The 13,344-nt window shown below is 44.7% G+C and carries 19 protein-coding genes and 1 pseudogene; 3 read left to right on the top strand and 17 right to left on the bottom strand.

Features of this window, described 5'->3' with window-relative positions; genetic code table 11:
- Positions 1-332 precede the first annotated feature (332 nt).
- The 5 genes from M4I42_RS10130 to M4I42_RS10110 all read right to left on the bottom strand — a co-directional run bounded on the left by M4I42_RS10130 (position 333) and on the right by M4I42_RS10110 (position 3,153).
- Positions 333-512: a hypothetical protein gene (locus M4I42_RS10130; protein WP_268852054.1), complete on the bottom strand. Its 180-nt coding sequence runs from the start codon at positions 510-512 to the stop codon at positions 333-335.
- A 180-nt stretch (positions 513-692) separates the two neighbouring features.
- Positions 693-1,226, bottom strand: a complete 534-nt coding sequence (locus M4I42_RS10125) for a hypothetical protein (RefSeq protein ID WP_268852053.1) — start codon at positions 1,224-1,226, stop codon at positions 693-695.
- A 365-nt stretch (positions 1,227-1,591) separates the two neighbouring features.
- Entirely contained in the window at positions 1,592-1,762 is a 171-nt protein-coding gene (locus tag M4I42_RS10120; RefSeq protein ID WP_268852052.1) for a hypothetical protein, read from the bottom strand.
- A 15-nt stretch (positions 1,763-1,777) separates the two neighbouring features.
- On the bottom strand, positions 1,778-2,638 hold the full coding sequence (locus M4I42_RS10115; protein WP_268852051.1) for a permease: 861 nt from the start codon (positions 2,636-2,638) through the stop codon (positions 1,778-1,780).
- Positions 2,639-2,706: 68 nt separating this feature from the next.
- Positions 2,707-3,153 (bottom strand): MarR family winged helix-turn-helix transcriptional regulator, encoded by a 447-nt coding sequence (locus tag M4I42_RS10110; RefSeq protein ID WP_268852050.1) that lies wholly within the window; start codon positions 3,151-3,153, stop codon positions 2,707-2,709.
- 136 nt (positions 3,154-3,289) lie between these two features.
- On the opposite strand from M4I42_RS10110, the gene M4I42_RS10105 reads away from it, so the two are divergent.
- Both M4I42_RS10105 and M4I42_RS10100 read left to right on the top strand, forming a co-directional pair.
- Positions 3,290-3,754, top strand: coding sequence for a DinB family protein (locus M4I42_RS10105; RefSeq protein WP_268852049.1), 465 nt, complete (start codon positions 3,290-3,292; stop codon positions 3,752-3,754).
- Between the two features lie 117 nt (positions 3,755-3,871).
- Positions 3,872-4,723 (top strand): COX15/CtaA family protein, encoded by an 852-nt coding sequence (locus tag M4I42_RS10100; RefSeq protein WP_268852048.1) that lies wholly within the window; start codon positions 3,872-3,874, stop codon positions 4,721-4,723.
- A 30-nt stretch (positions 4,724-4,753) separates the two neighbouring features.
- On the opposite strand, the gene M4I42_RS10095 is transcribed toward M4I42_RS10100, so the two are convergent.
- The 7 genes and pseudogenes from M4I42_RS10095 to M4I42_RS10065 form a co-directional block, all read right to left on the bottom strand.
- Entirely contained in the window at positions 4,754-5,029 is a 276-nt protein-coding gene (locus tag M4I42_RS10095) for a hypothetical protein (RefSeq protein WP_268852047.1), read from the bottom strand.
- A 12-nt stretch (positions 5,030-5,041) separates the two neighbouring features.
- A complete protein-coding gene (locus M4I42_RS10090; RefSeq protein WP_268852046.1) occupies positions 5,042-5,542 on the bottom strand; it encodes a hypothetical protein in 501 nt (166 codons plus the stop codon).
- Positions 5,543-5,604: 62 nt separating this feature from the next.
- A pseudogene (locus M4I42_RS10085) lies at positions 5,605-5,814 on the bottom strand (LysE family translocator); the annotation flags it as partial.
- 103 nt (positions 5,815-5,917) lie between these two features.
- On the bottom strand, positions 5,918-6,178 hold the full coding sequence (locus M4I42_RS10080) for an adhesin (protein ID WP_268852045.1): 261 nt from the start codon (positions 6,176-6,178) through the stop codon (positions 5,918-5,920).
- 1 nt (position 6,179) lies between these two features.
- The gene (locus M4I42_RS10075) at positions 6,180-6,527 is read right to left on the bottom strand and encodes an ArsR/SmtB family transcription factor (protein WP_268852044.1); all 348 of its coding nucleotides are present in this window, start codon (positions 6,525-6,527) and stop codon (positions 6,180-6,182) included.
- A gap of 1 nt (position 6,528) precedes the next feature.
- Complete coding sequence (locus M4I42_RS10070) at positions 6,529-6,936, bottom strand: SRPBCC family protein (protein WP_268852043.1); 408 nt, start codon at positions 6,934-6,936, stop codon at positions 6,529-6,531.
- A 61-nt stretch (positions 6,937-6,997) separates the two neighbouring features.
- The gene (locus M4I42_RS10065) at positions 6,998-7,912 is read right to left on the bottom strand and encodes a LysR family transcriptional regulator (protein ID WP_268852042.1); all 915 of its coding nucleotides are present in this window, start codon (positions 7,910-7,912) and stop codon (positions 6,998-7,000) included.
- Positions 7,913-8,032: 120 nt separating this feature from the next.
- Between M4I42_RS10065 and M4I42_RS10060 the strand changes: the two genes are divergently transcribed.
- Positions 8,033-8,923, top strand: coding sequence for a DMT family transporter (locus M4I42_RS10060; RefSeq protein WP_268852041.1), 891 nt, complete (start codon positions 8,033-8,035; stop codon positions 8,921-8,923).
- On the opposite strand, the gene M4I42_RS10055 is transcribed toward M4I42_RS10060, so the two are convergent.
- From M4I42_RS10055 to M4I42_RS10035, 5 genes are all read right to left on the bottom strand, one after another.
- The gene (locus M4I42_RS10055) at positions 8,904-9,521 is read right to left on the bottom strand and encodes an NUDIX hydrolase (protein WP_268852040.1); all 618 of its coding nucleotides are present in this window, start codon (positions 9,519-9,521) and stop codon (positions 8,904-8,906) included. The genes M4I42_RS10060 and M4I42_RS10055 overlap by 20 nt on opposite strands.
- 13 nt (positions 9,522-9,534) lie before the next feature.
- The gene (locus M4I42_RS10050) at positions 9,535-10,515 is read right to left on the bottom strand and encodes an ABC transporter permease (protein WP_268852039.1); all 981 of its coding nucleotides are present in this window, start codon (positions 10,513-10,515) and stop codon (positions 9,535-9,537) included.
- Positions 10,508-11,416 carry an ABC transporter ATP-binding protein gene (locus M4I42_RS10045; protein ID WP_268852038.1) on the bottom strand — a complete coding sequence of 303 codons (909 nt, stop codon included), beginning with the start codon at positions 11,414-11,416 and terminating at the stop codon, positions 10,508-10,510. The genes M4I42_RS10050 and M4I42_RS10045 overlap by 8 nt, the downstream gene beginning before the upstream one ends.
- On the bottom strand, positions 11,413-12,204 hold the full coding sequence (locus tag M4I42_RS10040; protein WP_268852037.1) for an SGNH/GDSL hydrolase family protein: 792 nt from the start codon (positions 12,202-12,204) through the stop codon (positions 11,413-11,415). The genes M4I42_RS10045 and M4I42_RS10040 overlap by 4 nt, the downstream gene beginning before the upstream one ends.
- Before the next feature lie 106 nt (positions 12,205-12,310).
- Positions 12,311-13,273, bottom strand: a complete 963-nt coding sequence (locus tag M4I42_RS10035; protein ID WP_268852036.1) for an MBL fold metallo-hydrolase — start codon at positions 13,271-13,273, stop codon at positions 12,311-12,313.
- Positions 13,274-13,344 lie beyond the last annotated feature (71 nt).

The following is a 13,344-nucleotide window of genomic DNA, read 5'->3' as shown; positions in this document are numbered from 1 at the left end:
CGAATCGGGAAATCTTTCATCACATTCACCTACTTGATGAAGAGTCGTCAACGTCGTTTTCCCTTATCGTATCAACGGTTTGCATCCATTGTAAAGATGTTTTGTCACGGATTCAGGTTCTAAATAGTTTACATAATATATATTATTGTCGTGTGAAAAATAATGCAATTATGTTAGAACAAAAAACCCATAGCCCCTCCCGCTATGGATCGACTCTATTCACAAAACTTCAGGCGGGCTTTCACTCCTACATCTTCACCTAGGGCGATGGCTGCCTGTTCCACTGAACGCTTTGTGTGATTTTTATCTATTACGCCGGTATTGTCAAGCATTCATGACACCCCAAGCCATGCATACATAAGGAAAAAAACAAAAATCATTGTCAACATCGTACCTAACACGGTTTCATTATGAATGTCTCGACCTTGGTGCAGTTTTTTCAACAACAACACAACATTGAGAAACCATAGCCCTGAGACGAGAGGCAAGACGACCAAATGGAGATAAATCATACATTCACTTCCTTTTCTTCCATTATATCAGCGATACAAAAAGACAGGAGCTATTTTACTTCTGCCGTTATCCTTTAAACAAGCTCCAACACCACGCTTCCTTTTAGGGCAAGCGCTTCGCCATCGCGTAAAAGCGGTTCGTTTTTCATAAGCGACACGCCGTAGAAAGGAATCATTTTTCTAACATTTGTACACAATAAACATTTTGTTCTTCTCCTTTTCATCATCCGTAATCGTGTTAATATACATGTTGGATGAGTTGCTGTAGCCTAGTCCTGGGCTCGAAAAAGGAGCGCCACCGACCAATCCAATTTGCGTTCCGTCTTTATTTTGGACATGGTATAGCCCGCCTTCGATTTTGCGCGTAGTAACCGATTTTATTTTCGCTTTTTGTTTCAACCATTTCGCAAACTCTTTTGCTATGTATGCTTGGTTTAGCTCTGCTTTATATGTTTGCTCTTCTTCCACACCGTACAACAATGTTTCGTTTTTTGCGATTTTTTCGTTCGCTAAATGATCCCCTCTCACGAAGGCTGGTTCCGTAAAAATGAAACGAAACTCTTCGATTTGTGAAAGCTCCTTTTTTAACTCTACAAAAGCATATAACGTGAAATGAGCTGCCGCAACAGAAAGTTTGCTCCCTTTTTGCATATGCTTTTTGAGCACATCCCCTACTAAACCACGTTGTTTGTTATCAATCATTCCTTTGGACATGTCACATCGGAACTCCTTATTTGTTAGTTACAAAACCTATTTCGACATGATTTTATTGTACCAAAATAAAGATGGTAGAAACTGTCGAAATTAGTCGAAAACGTGCGTCAATACGAGAAAAATAAAAAGCAATCCCCCTCCCTCACTGCCAAGGAAGGGGGCATTTCATCAATAAAAACAAAAGGAGCGACACGATGCCGCTCCCCTTCTTGACCTGTCATCCATATGAACGACAGCGTTTATTCTGCACGTGATTATACAACAAAAATATGACGTGTCAAGACACATTTTCACACCATCATTGTAACGTCGCCAATTGCATAGTGGTAAAACAAAAAGCACTAGGCTTCCCTAGTGCTCTACTGCTAGCAACCTGTTTGTTTATCTTCTTTACAACATTCGTCTTTCTCTTCACAACACGCTTCTTCCTCTTCGCAGCAATCCTCTTTTTCCTCACAGCACGGCTCGTCTTTAACCTCGATAATTTGCACATCGCAACAACCTTTTTCTTTTTGTGTAAATAATTTTTTGAACATATGAATCTCCTCCATTTAGATGATGTAAAACAAAAAGCCGGATAACGTGGCCATCGAAATGACCGAGGCGATGAACGCCCAGACGAGTTTCTTTTGAAAAATGCTGTGCAGTAGCGTAATTTCTGGTAAACTTGCGCCCGCGGAGCTAATCATAAGCGCCATGACTGGCCCAAGCGCCATTCCTTTCGCAACGAGCATTTGCGAAATCGGAATCATCGTCGCTAGGCGAATGTAAAGCGGAATGCCTACAATTGCCGCAAGCGGAACAAGCCACCACGTATCACCTCCCATATATGTCGCAATCCATTCGGTTGGTATGACGCCATGAATGAATGCGCCAATGCCAGCTCCGATGAATAAGTATGGATACACCGTTTTCATGAGATGAAGTGTCTCCTGCCACGCTTCTTGCATCGTCCGTTTTTTGCCGATGGCAACGTTTCCTTTCACGATCACGCGTTTGACTGCCTTTTCAAACCCGAGTGATTCGAGTGTAAAGCCGATTACAATTGAAAATACCGTCGTCAACAGCGTATAGGCGGCTGCTACTTTGACACCGAGTAACGCGGTCATTAACGTTAAAATCGTTGGGTCTAGTACAGGTGAAGCGAATAAAAAGATCATGACCAGCCCGAAGCGGATGTTTTTGTTTAACAATGAAACAACAATCGGAATGGTTGAGCACGAACAAAATGGGGTCACAAAGGCAAATAGTACCGCAATCATTGCCCCGATAAACGGATGGCGTTCTGCCAACAGCTGTTGCATGCGCTCGTACGGAATGTATCCTTCGAAAAAGTTAATGACAAACGAAATCGCTAAAAAAAGTGCCGTCAGCTCCAATACTAAAAAGAAAAATGACTGTATCGTTTCCAAATAAGCTCTCCCCTTTTATTTGCATCATGCAAGTATTTATTCAAGCAATAGGCAAGATTCCTCTTGCCTTAAAACAGCGGTTTGCAACAAACACTTGATTTTGCCATACATTCATTCAATAAGCGAATGGAGTGAAGGACGGTTTCGCGCTCAAACTCGCTCATATGCGAAAATACTTCTCCTAAATATTCGTTCACTTCCGCGTCAATTTTCGCTGTGACGTATTTTCCTTCCGGCGTTAACGATAAAATATAGACGCGGCGGTCTTGTGGATACGGTGTTTTTTTCACTAAGTTCATTTTGACAAGCGTTTGAATTTGCCGGCTGAATGTTGTAATATCCATCGCTATTGCATCAGCCACTTGTTGCATCGACGGCTCGTTCATGCGGTCGATTTCGTATAAAATATGGCTTTGCACAAGCGATAGTTCAATCCCGCCAACGGCGCAGCAGTTGCGGTCTAACAACCCAAGCCGTTTCGTCATCGTGTGGAATAGTTCGCGAACATTTTCCATTTTCTCACCTCTTGCTTTTATTATAGCTTATTATTTGCATTTTGCAACTAAAAAAAGAAAAATTTTTTTCTCGCAAGGAAAACGGCTACACTGTCACGAAATGATGGAGTAGCACAAGAAAATGGAGGGATATTACATGGAAGAGCTAATTTTACGCCATATGGAAACAGTCCGCGGGATTACGGAAAAAACGATCGAAAAAATGCCGGAAGCGATTGCGGATATCGTTCCACCGGGTTTTGCGAACAATATTCGCTGGAATTTTGGCCACATCGCATTTGTTCAAGAAAGGCTCGTATTTGGCATTCTTGGGGAGAAGATGAGCCTGCCGCCAGCGTATGAAACGTTTTTTGCGCCTGGTACCAAGCCGGAAGAATGGCAAGGAACACCGCCGACGTTAGCGGAAATAGCGGAAGTGTTAAAGGAGCAAAAGAAAAGGATTGCGCAATTTATTCCTGGACGTTGGCATGACAAGCTCCCGACGCCATTTACCAATCGCGCAGGCATTACGCTTTATACGGCCGGAGAAGCGCTATTGTTTAGCTTTTACCACGAGGCTTTGCATATCGAAACGATTAAACGAATTTATCGTGCCCTATAACTTTTGGTAATTATTCATTATTTTCAAAATAATGATAAAAATGTGATATAGCCCACAGCCCCCCCTCTTTCGTTGTCTGTTATTATGTAGGTGACGGATGGACGAGAGGGAGATGTTGTGGGAGGAAAAGTTTTCGCGTTTCTTACGTTAGTTATCGCTTATTTGTTAATTGTATTTGGAGGGTATGTCGCTTCTTCCGAATCTGGCATGGGCTGTGGGCCGGACTGGCCATTATGTAACGGAGTAATCGTTCCAGTGTTGCAAGGAGCGACGTTAGTGGAGTATGCGCATCGTGTCATTGGTGCGGTGTTAGCAGGAATGACAGTCATTTTGTTTGTTTACGTGTACAAACAATCTAACCGCACGATCCGCGCGGTTGCTTTCTGGATGATCGTGCTCATGATTGTCCAAGTGCTGCTAGGGGCAGTTGTCGTTATTTTTGATCTTCCAGCGGTTGTTGTGTCGATCCATTTAGTGATTGCGATTGCTTTTTTTTGTTGTATTCTTTGGATTTGGCATTTTTTTTCGTGGCGCTGGACGTCATTCAACAATGAAAAAAAATATCCCGCTATGTTCCACTTAATGTTTCTTCTTTTTTTGCTTACGTTGACGTTTGCGCTCGGCGCTTATGTGAAACACGAGCATTACGGCTTGGCGTGTAGCTGGCTTGATTGCCGCGATACGTTGTTTCCGACCAACCGCGTACAGCTTTGGCAAACACTTCATCGGCTAGTAGCCGCAGTGGTTGGTGGATACGTGATCGTGCTTGCTTTTTTGTCTAGAAAATGGGAAACATCTGTAAAGATGCGCCTATTTTTCGCAGGGGGAGTCGTTGCTACTCAACTCGCCATTGGCGTATGGACGATTGTGACAAGCATCTCGATTCCATGGGCAGTACTCCATCTGGCAGTGGCGACACTTCTAGTTTCTCTTCTCTTTGACACATGGCTTTATATCAAGACAAACTAAAGCTGGTTCGTAGTAGGCCAGCTTTTCATGTTAAGTGACGGGAAAATAAAGCTCTATTTTTTGGTTTTGCTCAGTGCTATATAGCTGAAAATACCCGGAAAAATCGGGCAAGATGCGGCTATGCGGGTATTGTTGCAGAGAAACAATAAAGCACGGCTTTCCGTCTTTGAAAAAAGTTAAGTCGACCGCTGACCGTTCAATCGTGTCAAAGAAAAAGCCGTCGCGTGCCACGAGTTCATCGTCTTCATACGTATTGATGATCACTTGCCGGTTCTTGTATGTCGTTAAAAGAGACAATACCCCCACGTTTCTTTCCTCCTATATCGGCCAAAATAAATGGATGAGAAACAAACACGCAAACAGCATGGCGCTGATAAGATGAAACTTTCTTCTAAACCGAGACGCTTTGCGATGGCGAAGAAATCCAGCAAGTAGTGTGATAGTTAGTAAACAGACACTCCCGTAACCAGTGACTATTTTCGGATGGATAAACCCGATGGTCGCTCCTAACTTCCATGCCATAATGGCTCCGTGAAATAAAATCATGCTCGTACCAGCTAACGCGAATGGAATATGTGCTTTCATCATGCTTCTTGCTAGTTTGCTTAACGTGACTTTCACACTCCGCACTTTCGATTTGCGGATGACAAGAAAAATAAAGTACATATTGACGTTAATAAAAAACACAAGGATGGCGAATTGTGCGAACCATTTTCCTGCTAGTACAGTCGTGGAGTCATGTGGGCGAAACACCCAAATAACAAGAAGCGAACTAATAAGAAGCAAACTGTTGACGGCAAGCCAAACGTAATATGCCATGTTTTTTCCTCCACCGGTATTAAATCATAAAATAGCCGCTGCTGTAGTGCGCCTCGTCACACCCCGATTAAGCGAATCCACATTTGTTGCTCGAGGAGAAAGTGCGTGATGGCGGTAAAACCAAGCCTAGCGATTAAGCCGTAAAGCGCATCAGCCGTAGCGGCACCTAAGCCAGAGGCAAATCCGGCCAATCTTCCGTGCGCGAGCGTCCTGTTGATGCACAACAACCCGATCGGTCCGACCGGAGCTGCAACCGACAAACCAATAAGCATGCCTTTTACGAAATCCAAGTGTTTCTTCCTTTCTACTCGCGAAAAAGTGTTTCGATATCCATCGAAAATGTTACATCACAACAGCAATCGGTTGTGACTTTGATTATAGCCCGACTAAAATGAGCTGTAACCCCTCTTCCGTTTCTTCGACGTCAAGCGTCACGTTTTCTAGCATAACGAGCGCCTGCTCGTCCATTGCCACTTGAATGCCGTTAATGACTTCGATCCGATCCGTTGCTTCTGGAGCGTCAAGCGACAACGCTACTGACGAATTGTCGTCCGCTGTCGAAAAACGAATCCCTTCTTTCCCGTATTCGTTTAATATCTCTTCCAATGCATATTTCGCTTCGTTTGTGATAACCATTTTAACATTCTCCTTCATTTTTTTCGTTCGTGTCTGTTTCTACATACTGCTGAAGCATCGCCAGTTTGTTTTCCCAAAATCGCTCGTAAAAGGCGAGCCATTGTTTTAGTTCGAGCAACGGATTCGGATCAAGGCGATACCGCGTTTCGCGACCGATTTTTTGCTCTTGGACAAGCCCTGCTTCTGCTAAAATGCGCAAATGTTTCGAAACAGCTGTCCGGCTAATCGGAAATTGGTTACTGATGGCAGTCACCGACCATTCCTTTTCCGCTAATAATTGCAGTAGCTTGCGCCGTGTAGGATCAGCGATGGCGTGAAACACGTCATGCTTTGGCGATACAGCAGCCATTTTATCCCTCGACGTAAGCGCCTAACGACTGGACGAGTTTTTTCCATCCTTGATCCATCCGGTCGCGCACTACCGTATGGGCTTCGCCAAATTCCGTGACTTGTTCGCTATCCCATCCGGAATGAATGAGCGTAAATTCGGTTTGTTCTCCCTTTTCTTTCAGCTCAAACGTAATCGTCCAATCTTTTCCCCACCGAAACGAAAGGCGGTGCGGCGGGTCGACTTCCGTAACTTGGCAAGGCGACATGCCAAATGGACCGGCGTTTAAATGAAATGAATGCCCGACAACTGGTTGAAAATCGTTCGGCATAAACCATGCAGCTAGCCCTTCGGACGTCGCTACTGCTTCCCACACTTTTTGAATCGGCGCTTGAAATACAGCGGTTTGGCAAATATTCGGTAACATCATGTGCTGTCTCTCCTTTCGTAACCAAATGGTTTCCTTTTTTATTATACGAAACCTTTTGGTTTCATGTCAACATAAAGCGGCGTTCGATCGGAAAATCAAGCATCCCCTGCTCGTTCAGCCATTCGAAAAGACAACGAATAAACATTTTTGCTGCTGGAGAAAGATGCGAAAACGACGTTGCCGCAATGCCGATTGTCCGATAATGGTCTCCTTCTATCTCAATTAAGCGAATGTGTTCCGGTGGGCGATATATTGCCATTTTCGGCAAGATGCTAATGCCAAGTCCGCACTCGACCATTGCCATAATCGCTTGCTCTTCGACGATTTCGTATTGAATGTTCGGTGTAATGCGGTTTTCTTTTAAGATGCGCCGCACGTCGTGGTCGTTTCCCCATTTCGGCATAATAAACGCTTCTCGTTCAATTTGCGAAAGGGTGACCGTTTGCTGATGGGAAAACGGATGATTCGTTGGCACGACGCAAACGATTGGGTCTTTTTTGAGCGGGATTGTGTCAAGTGCTTTCGAAGCGGATAACGATAAAAAACCGAAATCTACGATGCCATTTACAATCCAATGATGAATCTCATCGTAGTCTCCTTCAAACCATTTCATGTGGATGGAAGGATGGGCCGCACGAAACGTTTGAATCATCGGTGGCAGCCATTGAGAAGATACGCTCGTAAACGTTCCAATGCGAACCGTCCCCCATTCTAAGCCGTTAATCGCGGCAACTTGTTGTTTTAGTTGGTCGTGCCAATGCAATACTTCGCGAACGTATTTCAACATATGCGCCCCGTTACTTGTTAATCGTACGCCAGAGCGATCTCGTTGCAATAACGAAAATCCCCACTCTGCTTCTAAACTTGCTAACGCATGGCTAACGGCTGATTGTGTCAAGCCGAGCGCTTCTGCCGCTTTCGATACACTGCCTACTTCGACTACCTTCTCGAACACTTCGAGTTTGGTGAGCGACATCTTCTTCTCCCCTTTTATATGAATTTTTTTCATACAATAGATGATAAACATTCATTTTTCTTATTTTAATCATCCATGTATACTATTTTACAACGAATCTAATGAAAGGACGATTTTGGCATGAGTCAAGCAAAAGCGAACGGAATGCTCGCCATCGTTACGATTTTTTGGGGAGCGTCGTATTTATTTATGAAAATGGGGCTTTCTTCCCTTCCGCCGTTTTATTTTATCGCTTTGCGATTTTTACTTGCGTTTTTCATAGCGGGAGCGGTTTTTTATCAACGGCTATGGCGTGTAGACCGCCGAACGATTCGGCATGCGTTTTTATTAGGAACGCTGTTATTTCTCGTTTTTGCGTTCGTCATGATTGGCGTCCAATCGACGACGACTTCCCACGCGGGCTTTTTAGTGAGCTTAACGGTCATTTTCGTTCCTCTTTTTTCTGCGCTGTTTTTAAAGCAAAAACTTGCCCGGCAAGTTGTCATTGGCGTATGCCTAGCCATGATCGGCATTGCCCTTTTAACAATAAAAGGCGGTTTCGTGGTAAAACAAGGCGATGTGTTATGTATATTAGCCGCTGTCTGCTATGCGATGCATATTGTTGTCACCGGTCAATTGACCAAGCATTCCGATTCTATCGCACTTGGCATTTTACAGCTCGGTGCTTGCGGATTCATTAGCTTAGTTGTTTCGCTTTCGTTCGAGTCCCCGACATCTCCGACACCGAGTGCATGGATAGCTATTTTTGCGTTAGGCATTTTGTGCAGCGCGATTGGGTTTGTCGTACAAACGGTCGCGCAAAAATATACAACCGCCGCCCATGCTGGACTTATTTTTTCGCTTGAGCCCGTATTCGCGGCGCTATTTGGTTATCTATTTTTAGGAGAGGTGTTGCCGCTGAAAGGGTACATCGGTGCCGCGCTTGTGCTTATAGGGATTTTATACGCAGAACTGCCGCGAAAAGAATTCCCTCTCAAAGAAAAGAGGGAATTTAGTCGACAGAGCGGATAATCTCGACCAAATGATGCACAATTTTTGCCGTTAAGCCCCAAATGACGTTGTTTTCGTATTCATAAAAATACTCATCGATTTGCCGCGGACGCCAGCGGTAGTTTTTCCCACCAGGAATTTTAGCAAACGGAAAGTTCGGCTCCGGTTGCGCTTGAAAATGGACGTGATATACGTCCGGTTCGGTTTGCAGGAAAAACGTAAGCGGGACGGTAAACGTCGCCGCTACTTCTTCTTCGTTTGGCTGAATTTGCTCCGGATGAGCTAAACGCGCCACAAACGGATACACGATCATGCCAAACGGGGAAATGAGATAATCCAAAGGGAACACGTCCGAAATTACCGTTTCTTGTATTCCTAATTCTTCACATGTTTCCCGAATCGCAGCGGCTTGGGCGTCTGCATCGCTTGCGTCGATTTTTCCGCCAGGAAAACAAATTTCGCCCGGCTGTCTTCGTAATTGTAGGGAACGAACCTCAAATAACAGATGCATTTCCCCGTTTTTTTCTACCAAGGGCACAAGCACGGCATACTTTGTAAATGTCGTCATCCCAATCGGGGAAGGGGTTCGATTCCGCAATTTTTCCCATAATTGTTTCATACCATCTCCCTTTCTAGTACACATCGCGAGTCATGAAAACGAAAAACGAAACAATAAGCGCCGCCAATCCCCAAACAGCCAAAACAGCCATCGAAAACCCGAGCGTCATTCCAGCAATTGGTGGTGCTGTTCCGCTAATGTAATCCGTTAAGCGAAGATTGACCATAAATAAATATTTCGCTGACTCCCAAGAAGATACCATATTCGATAAAATCGCTCCAGAAATAAGCGCGGCTAACATAATTCCCATGACAGCAGCCGTACTCCGCATGATAACCGACAACATAAACGTCAACGTTCCAACGACGAGCGCTACAAACCAAGCGAGCCCAAGTTCAATAAGCAAATATTTCCATTGCGGAAGCATATGAACGTTTGCCGTATTTAATTCTTCACCATGGACCGCAAATCCTGTTAATAAAGGCAAATTCCAGCCGCCATATCCAAATACGGCACCGGAAATCAAATAAGAAAGCACGGCGAGCGACAGCATAATAAATGAAACCGATAACACCATCGCGATATATTTACTAAGCAATATTTTCCACCGTTTCACCGGTCGCGTCAGCAGCAACTTCATCGTTCCTCCGCTTGCTTCGGACGATACTAAATCCGCCACCACCACCATCACCATCAATGGAACAAACAACTCAATCGAATTTTCCACAAACATCCTCATAAATGTCGGAGCGCCCGGAGCGGACGGATTAATGTCGTGATCTAAATAGTATTGTTGTTGCTGGAGGCGAATTTGTAAAAATTTGCGCCATTCTTCCGAAATGCCGCTCGAATTGAGCCGGTTTTGCGTATCGATGATTTGCTGCTGCAGCTGCGTGCGCCAATCATTCGTTCCGAGCCGCTTTTGCACTTCTTGGACGTGTTTGAATTGCGCATAGGTAAACAGCCCGACAAGGACGGCGATGATGGCTGCGATAATGAAAAGCCGCTTTTTGCGGACAATTTTCAACATTTCGTTGTAGACGAGATTAATCAATCGTTTCCCCTCCTGTCAGCTCAATAAATAAATCTTCTAGCGTTGGTAGTTTCGGCTGGATTTCGCTGACGTGGATGCCGGCTTGCACAAGTTTTTCGTTCCAAGCGGCTAATTGATTGGCTTCGTAAAATGTGACGATCATCCCGTCTTTTTCGCCGAGTACTGCCGTTTGTTCCGCTAATATCACTTTTGCCCGCTCAATCGGTGTTGCTTTCCAATACACGCGAGCTTGTTCTTTTAACAGCTGTTCTACATCATCAATCCGGATAATTTCCCCTTTCGACATAATCGCCACTCGGTCGCACATGAGCTGAATTTCGCTTAATAAATGGGAAGATACGAGCACGCTTAATTTTTCTTTCTCTGCTAAAAATCGAATAAATTCCCGCATTTCGCGAATGCCGACCGGATCTAAGCCATTCGTCGGTTCGTCTAAAATCAATACTTTCGGATGGCCTAATAGCGCTTGGGCGATGCCAAGCCGCTGGCGCATTCCTAACGAATACGTACGGACACGGTCGTGAATGCGGTTTTGCAGCCCTACTAATGTAACAACCTCGTGGAGCCGTTCTTTTGGCAGATCGGGAAGCATGCGCGCAAAATGTTCAAGATTTTCCCATCCACTCAAATAAGGATACAGCTCTGGATTTTCAACAATGCAGCCAATATGGCGAATGGCTTGCGAAAATTGGCGGTGCAGGTCATAGCCACAAATCGAAATCCGGCCAGCTGTCGGCTTAATTAATCCGACTAGCATGCGAATCGTTGTTGTTTTCCCTGCACCGTTAGGGCCTAAAAAGCCGAACACTTCCCCTTCGCGCAAAGTGAAAGACAACCCTTTAATGATCTCTTTTTTCCCTATCCTTTTTCGTAAATTTTGCACGACTAATGTATCGGTCATTTTTCTCCCCCTTTCGTGAACGTAATGAGCGAGGCTACTCGTTCACCGATGAGCTTGTACCCTTCTTTGTTCGGATGAAATTGGTCACTGTATAAGTATTCATTTACATGCAGTTCGAATAAATCGTACGTTGGCACTGCAATGATATTAGGATAGCGTGCCGCTACTTCTGCTGAATCATAATTCCACTGGCGCACGATCTCCGACGTTGTTTTCCCATTGTTTAGCTGCTTAAACGGGTTGTAAAGACTAATATAAAAAACAACCGCATGCGGATTGACCGCCCGAATTGTTCGGAAAATCGTTTCTAAATTGCGCAAATACATTGCTTTCGTCTGCTGGATGCGAGCAAACGAAAGGTTTCGTAGCGCTTCTCCCCCTTGAAACAAATCGTTTCCGCCGATGGTCATAAACACAAAGTCCGCTTGTTTTAGCTGGCGCTCGACTTCAGGTTGCCGGAGTTGTTGGACAAGTTCCGCAGACCGCAGCCCTTTAATCGCTAAATTTGTGAGTTGGAGCGGTTGCTTCGTTTTTGTTCGCAATTCGTCGACGAGATAACCGACATAGCCTTTCCCTGTTTCATCGCCCGTGCCGCGCGTTAACGAATCGCCAAGCGCCACAAGATGAAGCGTACGGTCGTTTGTTTTCGCCTCGGTTGCTACTTTCGGCGGAAGCGGCGTTGCTTGATGAAAAAACTGATCTTGGACCATTACTCCAAGTCCCAAAATCCATAGTCCGCTCGCGAGAATTGACAACACGGTGATGATTTTAACACTATTGATCTTCACGCAATCACCCTTTCTTAAACCAGCTGCTAGTTTTATGATACAATACGTTTCCATTATAATCATAATCATACGCCATGAAAAAAAGCGGCGCAGACCGCAACCGCTTTCATTTTGCTTCTTGCTTTTGGAAATAATCGACCATTCCCATCGCACAAACGCTTAAATCGAGGTGAAGGATTTGGTAAACATCGGAATTGCGTGGCACTTGACGTTCATCTAAATACGATTGCACGAGCTCGATAAAGCCTTTAGCTACCGCTTTTGCTTTGTCTTCGAACGAGAGAAGCGGCTGTTCCTCCATGACCCGATCGCCTACTTCCACAAATTTCGGCAGCCAACCACGCAACTGTTCCAATACAACATGCGGGCGTTCCGACATGCCGAAATGACCGAAGTAAATCCGCGATGGATTCAACTCCTCGAGCCGCTTCGCTGAATGAAGCATCGCTTCTGGGTTAAATTGGCTTGGCGAGGTAGACGGAAGATATAATTCTACCCCATACGCAAGTAGTTGTGGATAATAGACACCAATCGTATCGCCTGTAAATATGCCGTTGCTTTTCGAATCGTAAATAGAAAAATGATGGTTCGCATGCCCTGGCGTATCGAAAAAGGTGAGTGTGCGCTCGTTGCTAAGTGTTAACGTATCTCCGTCTTCCATTGTAACGAGCCGGTCTTCTGGAATCGAAACAATCGGATCGAACAGTTCATCAAATTTTTCGCCATATACCGCTTTTGCTCCTTGAATCAACCGGGAAGGATCAGCTAAATGCCGCTTTCCTTTCGGATGGACGATGACGCGGGCGTTCGGGCATTTTTCAAGGAGTAATCCCGCCCCGCCGGCATGGTCTAAATGAATATGGGTGACAATAATGTTTTGAATGTCCGCCGGATTTAGCCCTAATGCTTCCAATCCGTTTAACAAATACGGAATCGATGGACTAGCACTCGTTTCAATAATCGTCAGTTCTTTTTCATGAAGTACATATGTACCGGTGCGCTGGGCCGTCTTTAAATCAAACACGTCAATCAACGAAATGCCATAACCTAAATCTACCGGTTTACTCATTATACACTCCCCTATCGTAAAGTTGTTTTCTAGTATTTTACCAAATTTTAGATTGATAGAAAACAAAAAAA

Origin of the sequence: Anoxybacillus sp. J5B_2022 (assembly GCF_026847645.1) — a bacterium.
In the GTDB taxonomy this organism is placed as follows: Bacteria; Bacillota; Bacilli; order Bacillales; family Anoxybacillaceae; genus Anoxybacteroides.
The sequence above is the reverse complement of the archived record's forward strand: the minus strand, read 5'-3'. Positions and strand labels throughout refer to the sequence as shown.

Excerpts from the sequence above, each read along its gene's own strand:
- M4I42_RS10045 (WP_268852038.1), bottom strand. The coding sequence starts at position 11,416 with ATGACCGATACATTAGTCGTGCAAAATTTACGAAAAAGGATAGGGAAA.
- M4I42_RS10060 (WP_268852041.1), top strand. The coding sequence starts at position 8,033 with ATGAGTCAAGCAAAAGCGAACGGAATGCTCGCCATCGTTACGATTTTT.
- M4I42_RS10070 (WP_268852043.1), bottom strand. The coding sequence starts at position 6,936 with ATGATGTTACCGAATATTTGCCAAACCGCTGTATTTCAAGCGCCGATT.
- M4I42_RS10130 (WP_268852054.1), bottom strand. The coding sequence starts at position 512 with ATGATTTATCTCCATTTGGTCGTCTTGCCTCTCGTCTCAGGGCTATGG.
- M4I42_RS10080 (WP_268852045.1), bottom strand. The coding sequence starts at position 6,178 with ATGGTTATCACAAACGAAGCGAAATATGCATTGGAAGAGATATTAAAC.
- M4I42_RS10075 (WP_268852044.1), bottom strand. The coding sequence starts at position 6,527 with ATGGCTGCTGTATCGCCAAAGCATGACGTGTTTCACGCCATCGCTGAT.
- M4I42_RS10055 (WP_268852040.1), bottom strand. The coding sequence starts at position 9,521 with ATGAAACAATTATGGGAAAAATTGCGGAATCGAACCCCTTCCCCGATT.
- M4I42_RS10065 (WP_268852042.1), bottom strand. The coding sequence starts at position 7,912 with ATGTCGCTCACCAAACTCGAAGTGTTCGAGAAGGTAGTCGAAGTAGGC.
- M4I42_RS10105 (WP_268852049.1), top strand. The coding sequence starts at position 3,290 with ATGGAAGAGCTAATTTTACGCCATATGGAAACAGTCCGCGGGATTACG.
- M4I42_RS10035 (WP_268852036.1), bottom strand. The coding sequence starts at position 13,273 with ATGAGTAAACCGGTAGATTTAGGTTATGGCATTTCGTTGATTGACGTG.
- M4I42_RS10110 (WP_268852050.1), bottom strand. The coding sequence starts at position 3,153 with ATGGAAAATGTTCGCGAACTATTCCACACGATGACGAAACGGCTTGGG.
- M4I42_RS10090 (WP_268852046.1), bottom strand. The coding sequence starts at position 5,542 with ATGGCATATTACGTTTGGCTTGCCGTCAACAGTTTGCTTCTTATTAGT.
- M4I42_RS10125 (WP_268852053.1), bottom strand. The coding sequence starts at position 1,226 with ATGTCCAAAGGAATGATTGATAACAAACAACGTGGTTTAGTAGGGGAT.
- M4I42_RS10120 (WP_268852052.1), bottom strand. The coding sequence starts at position 1,762 with ATGTTCAAAAAATTATTTACACAAAAAGAAAAAGGTTGTTGCGATGTG.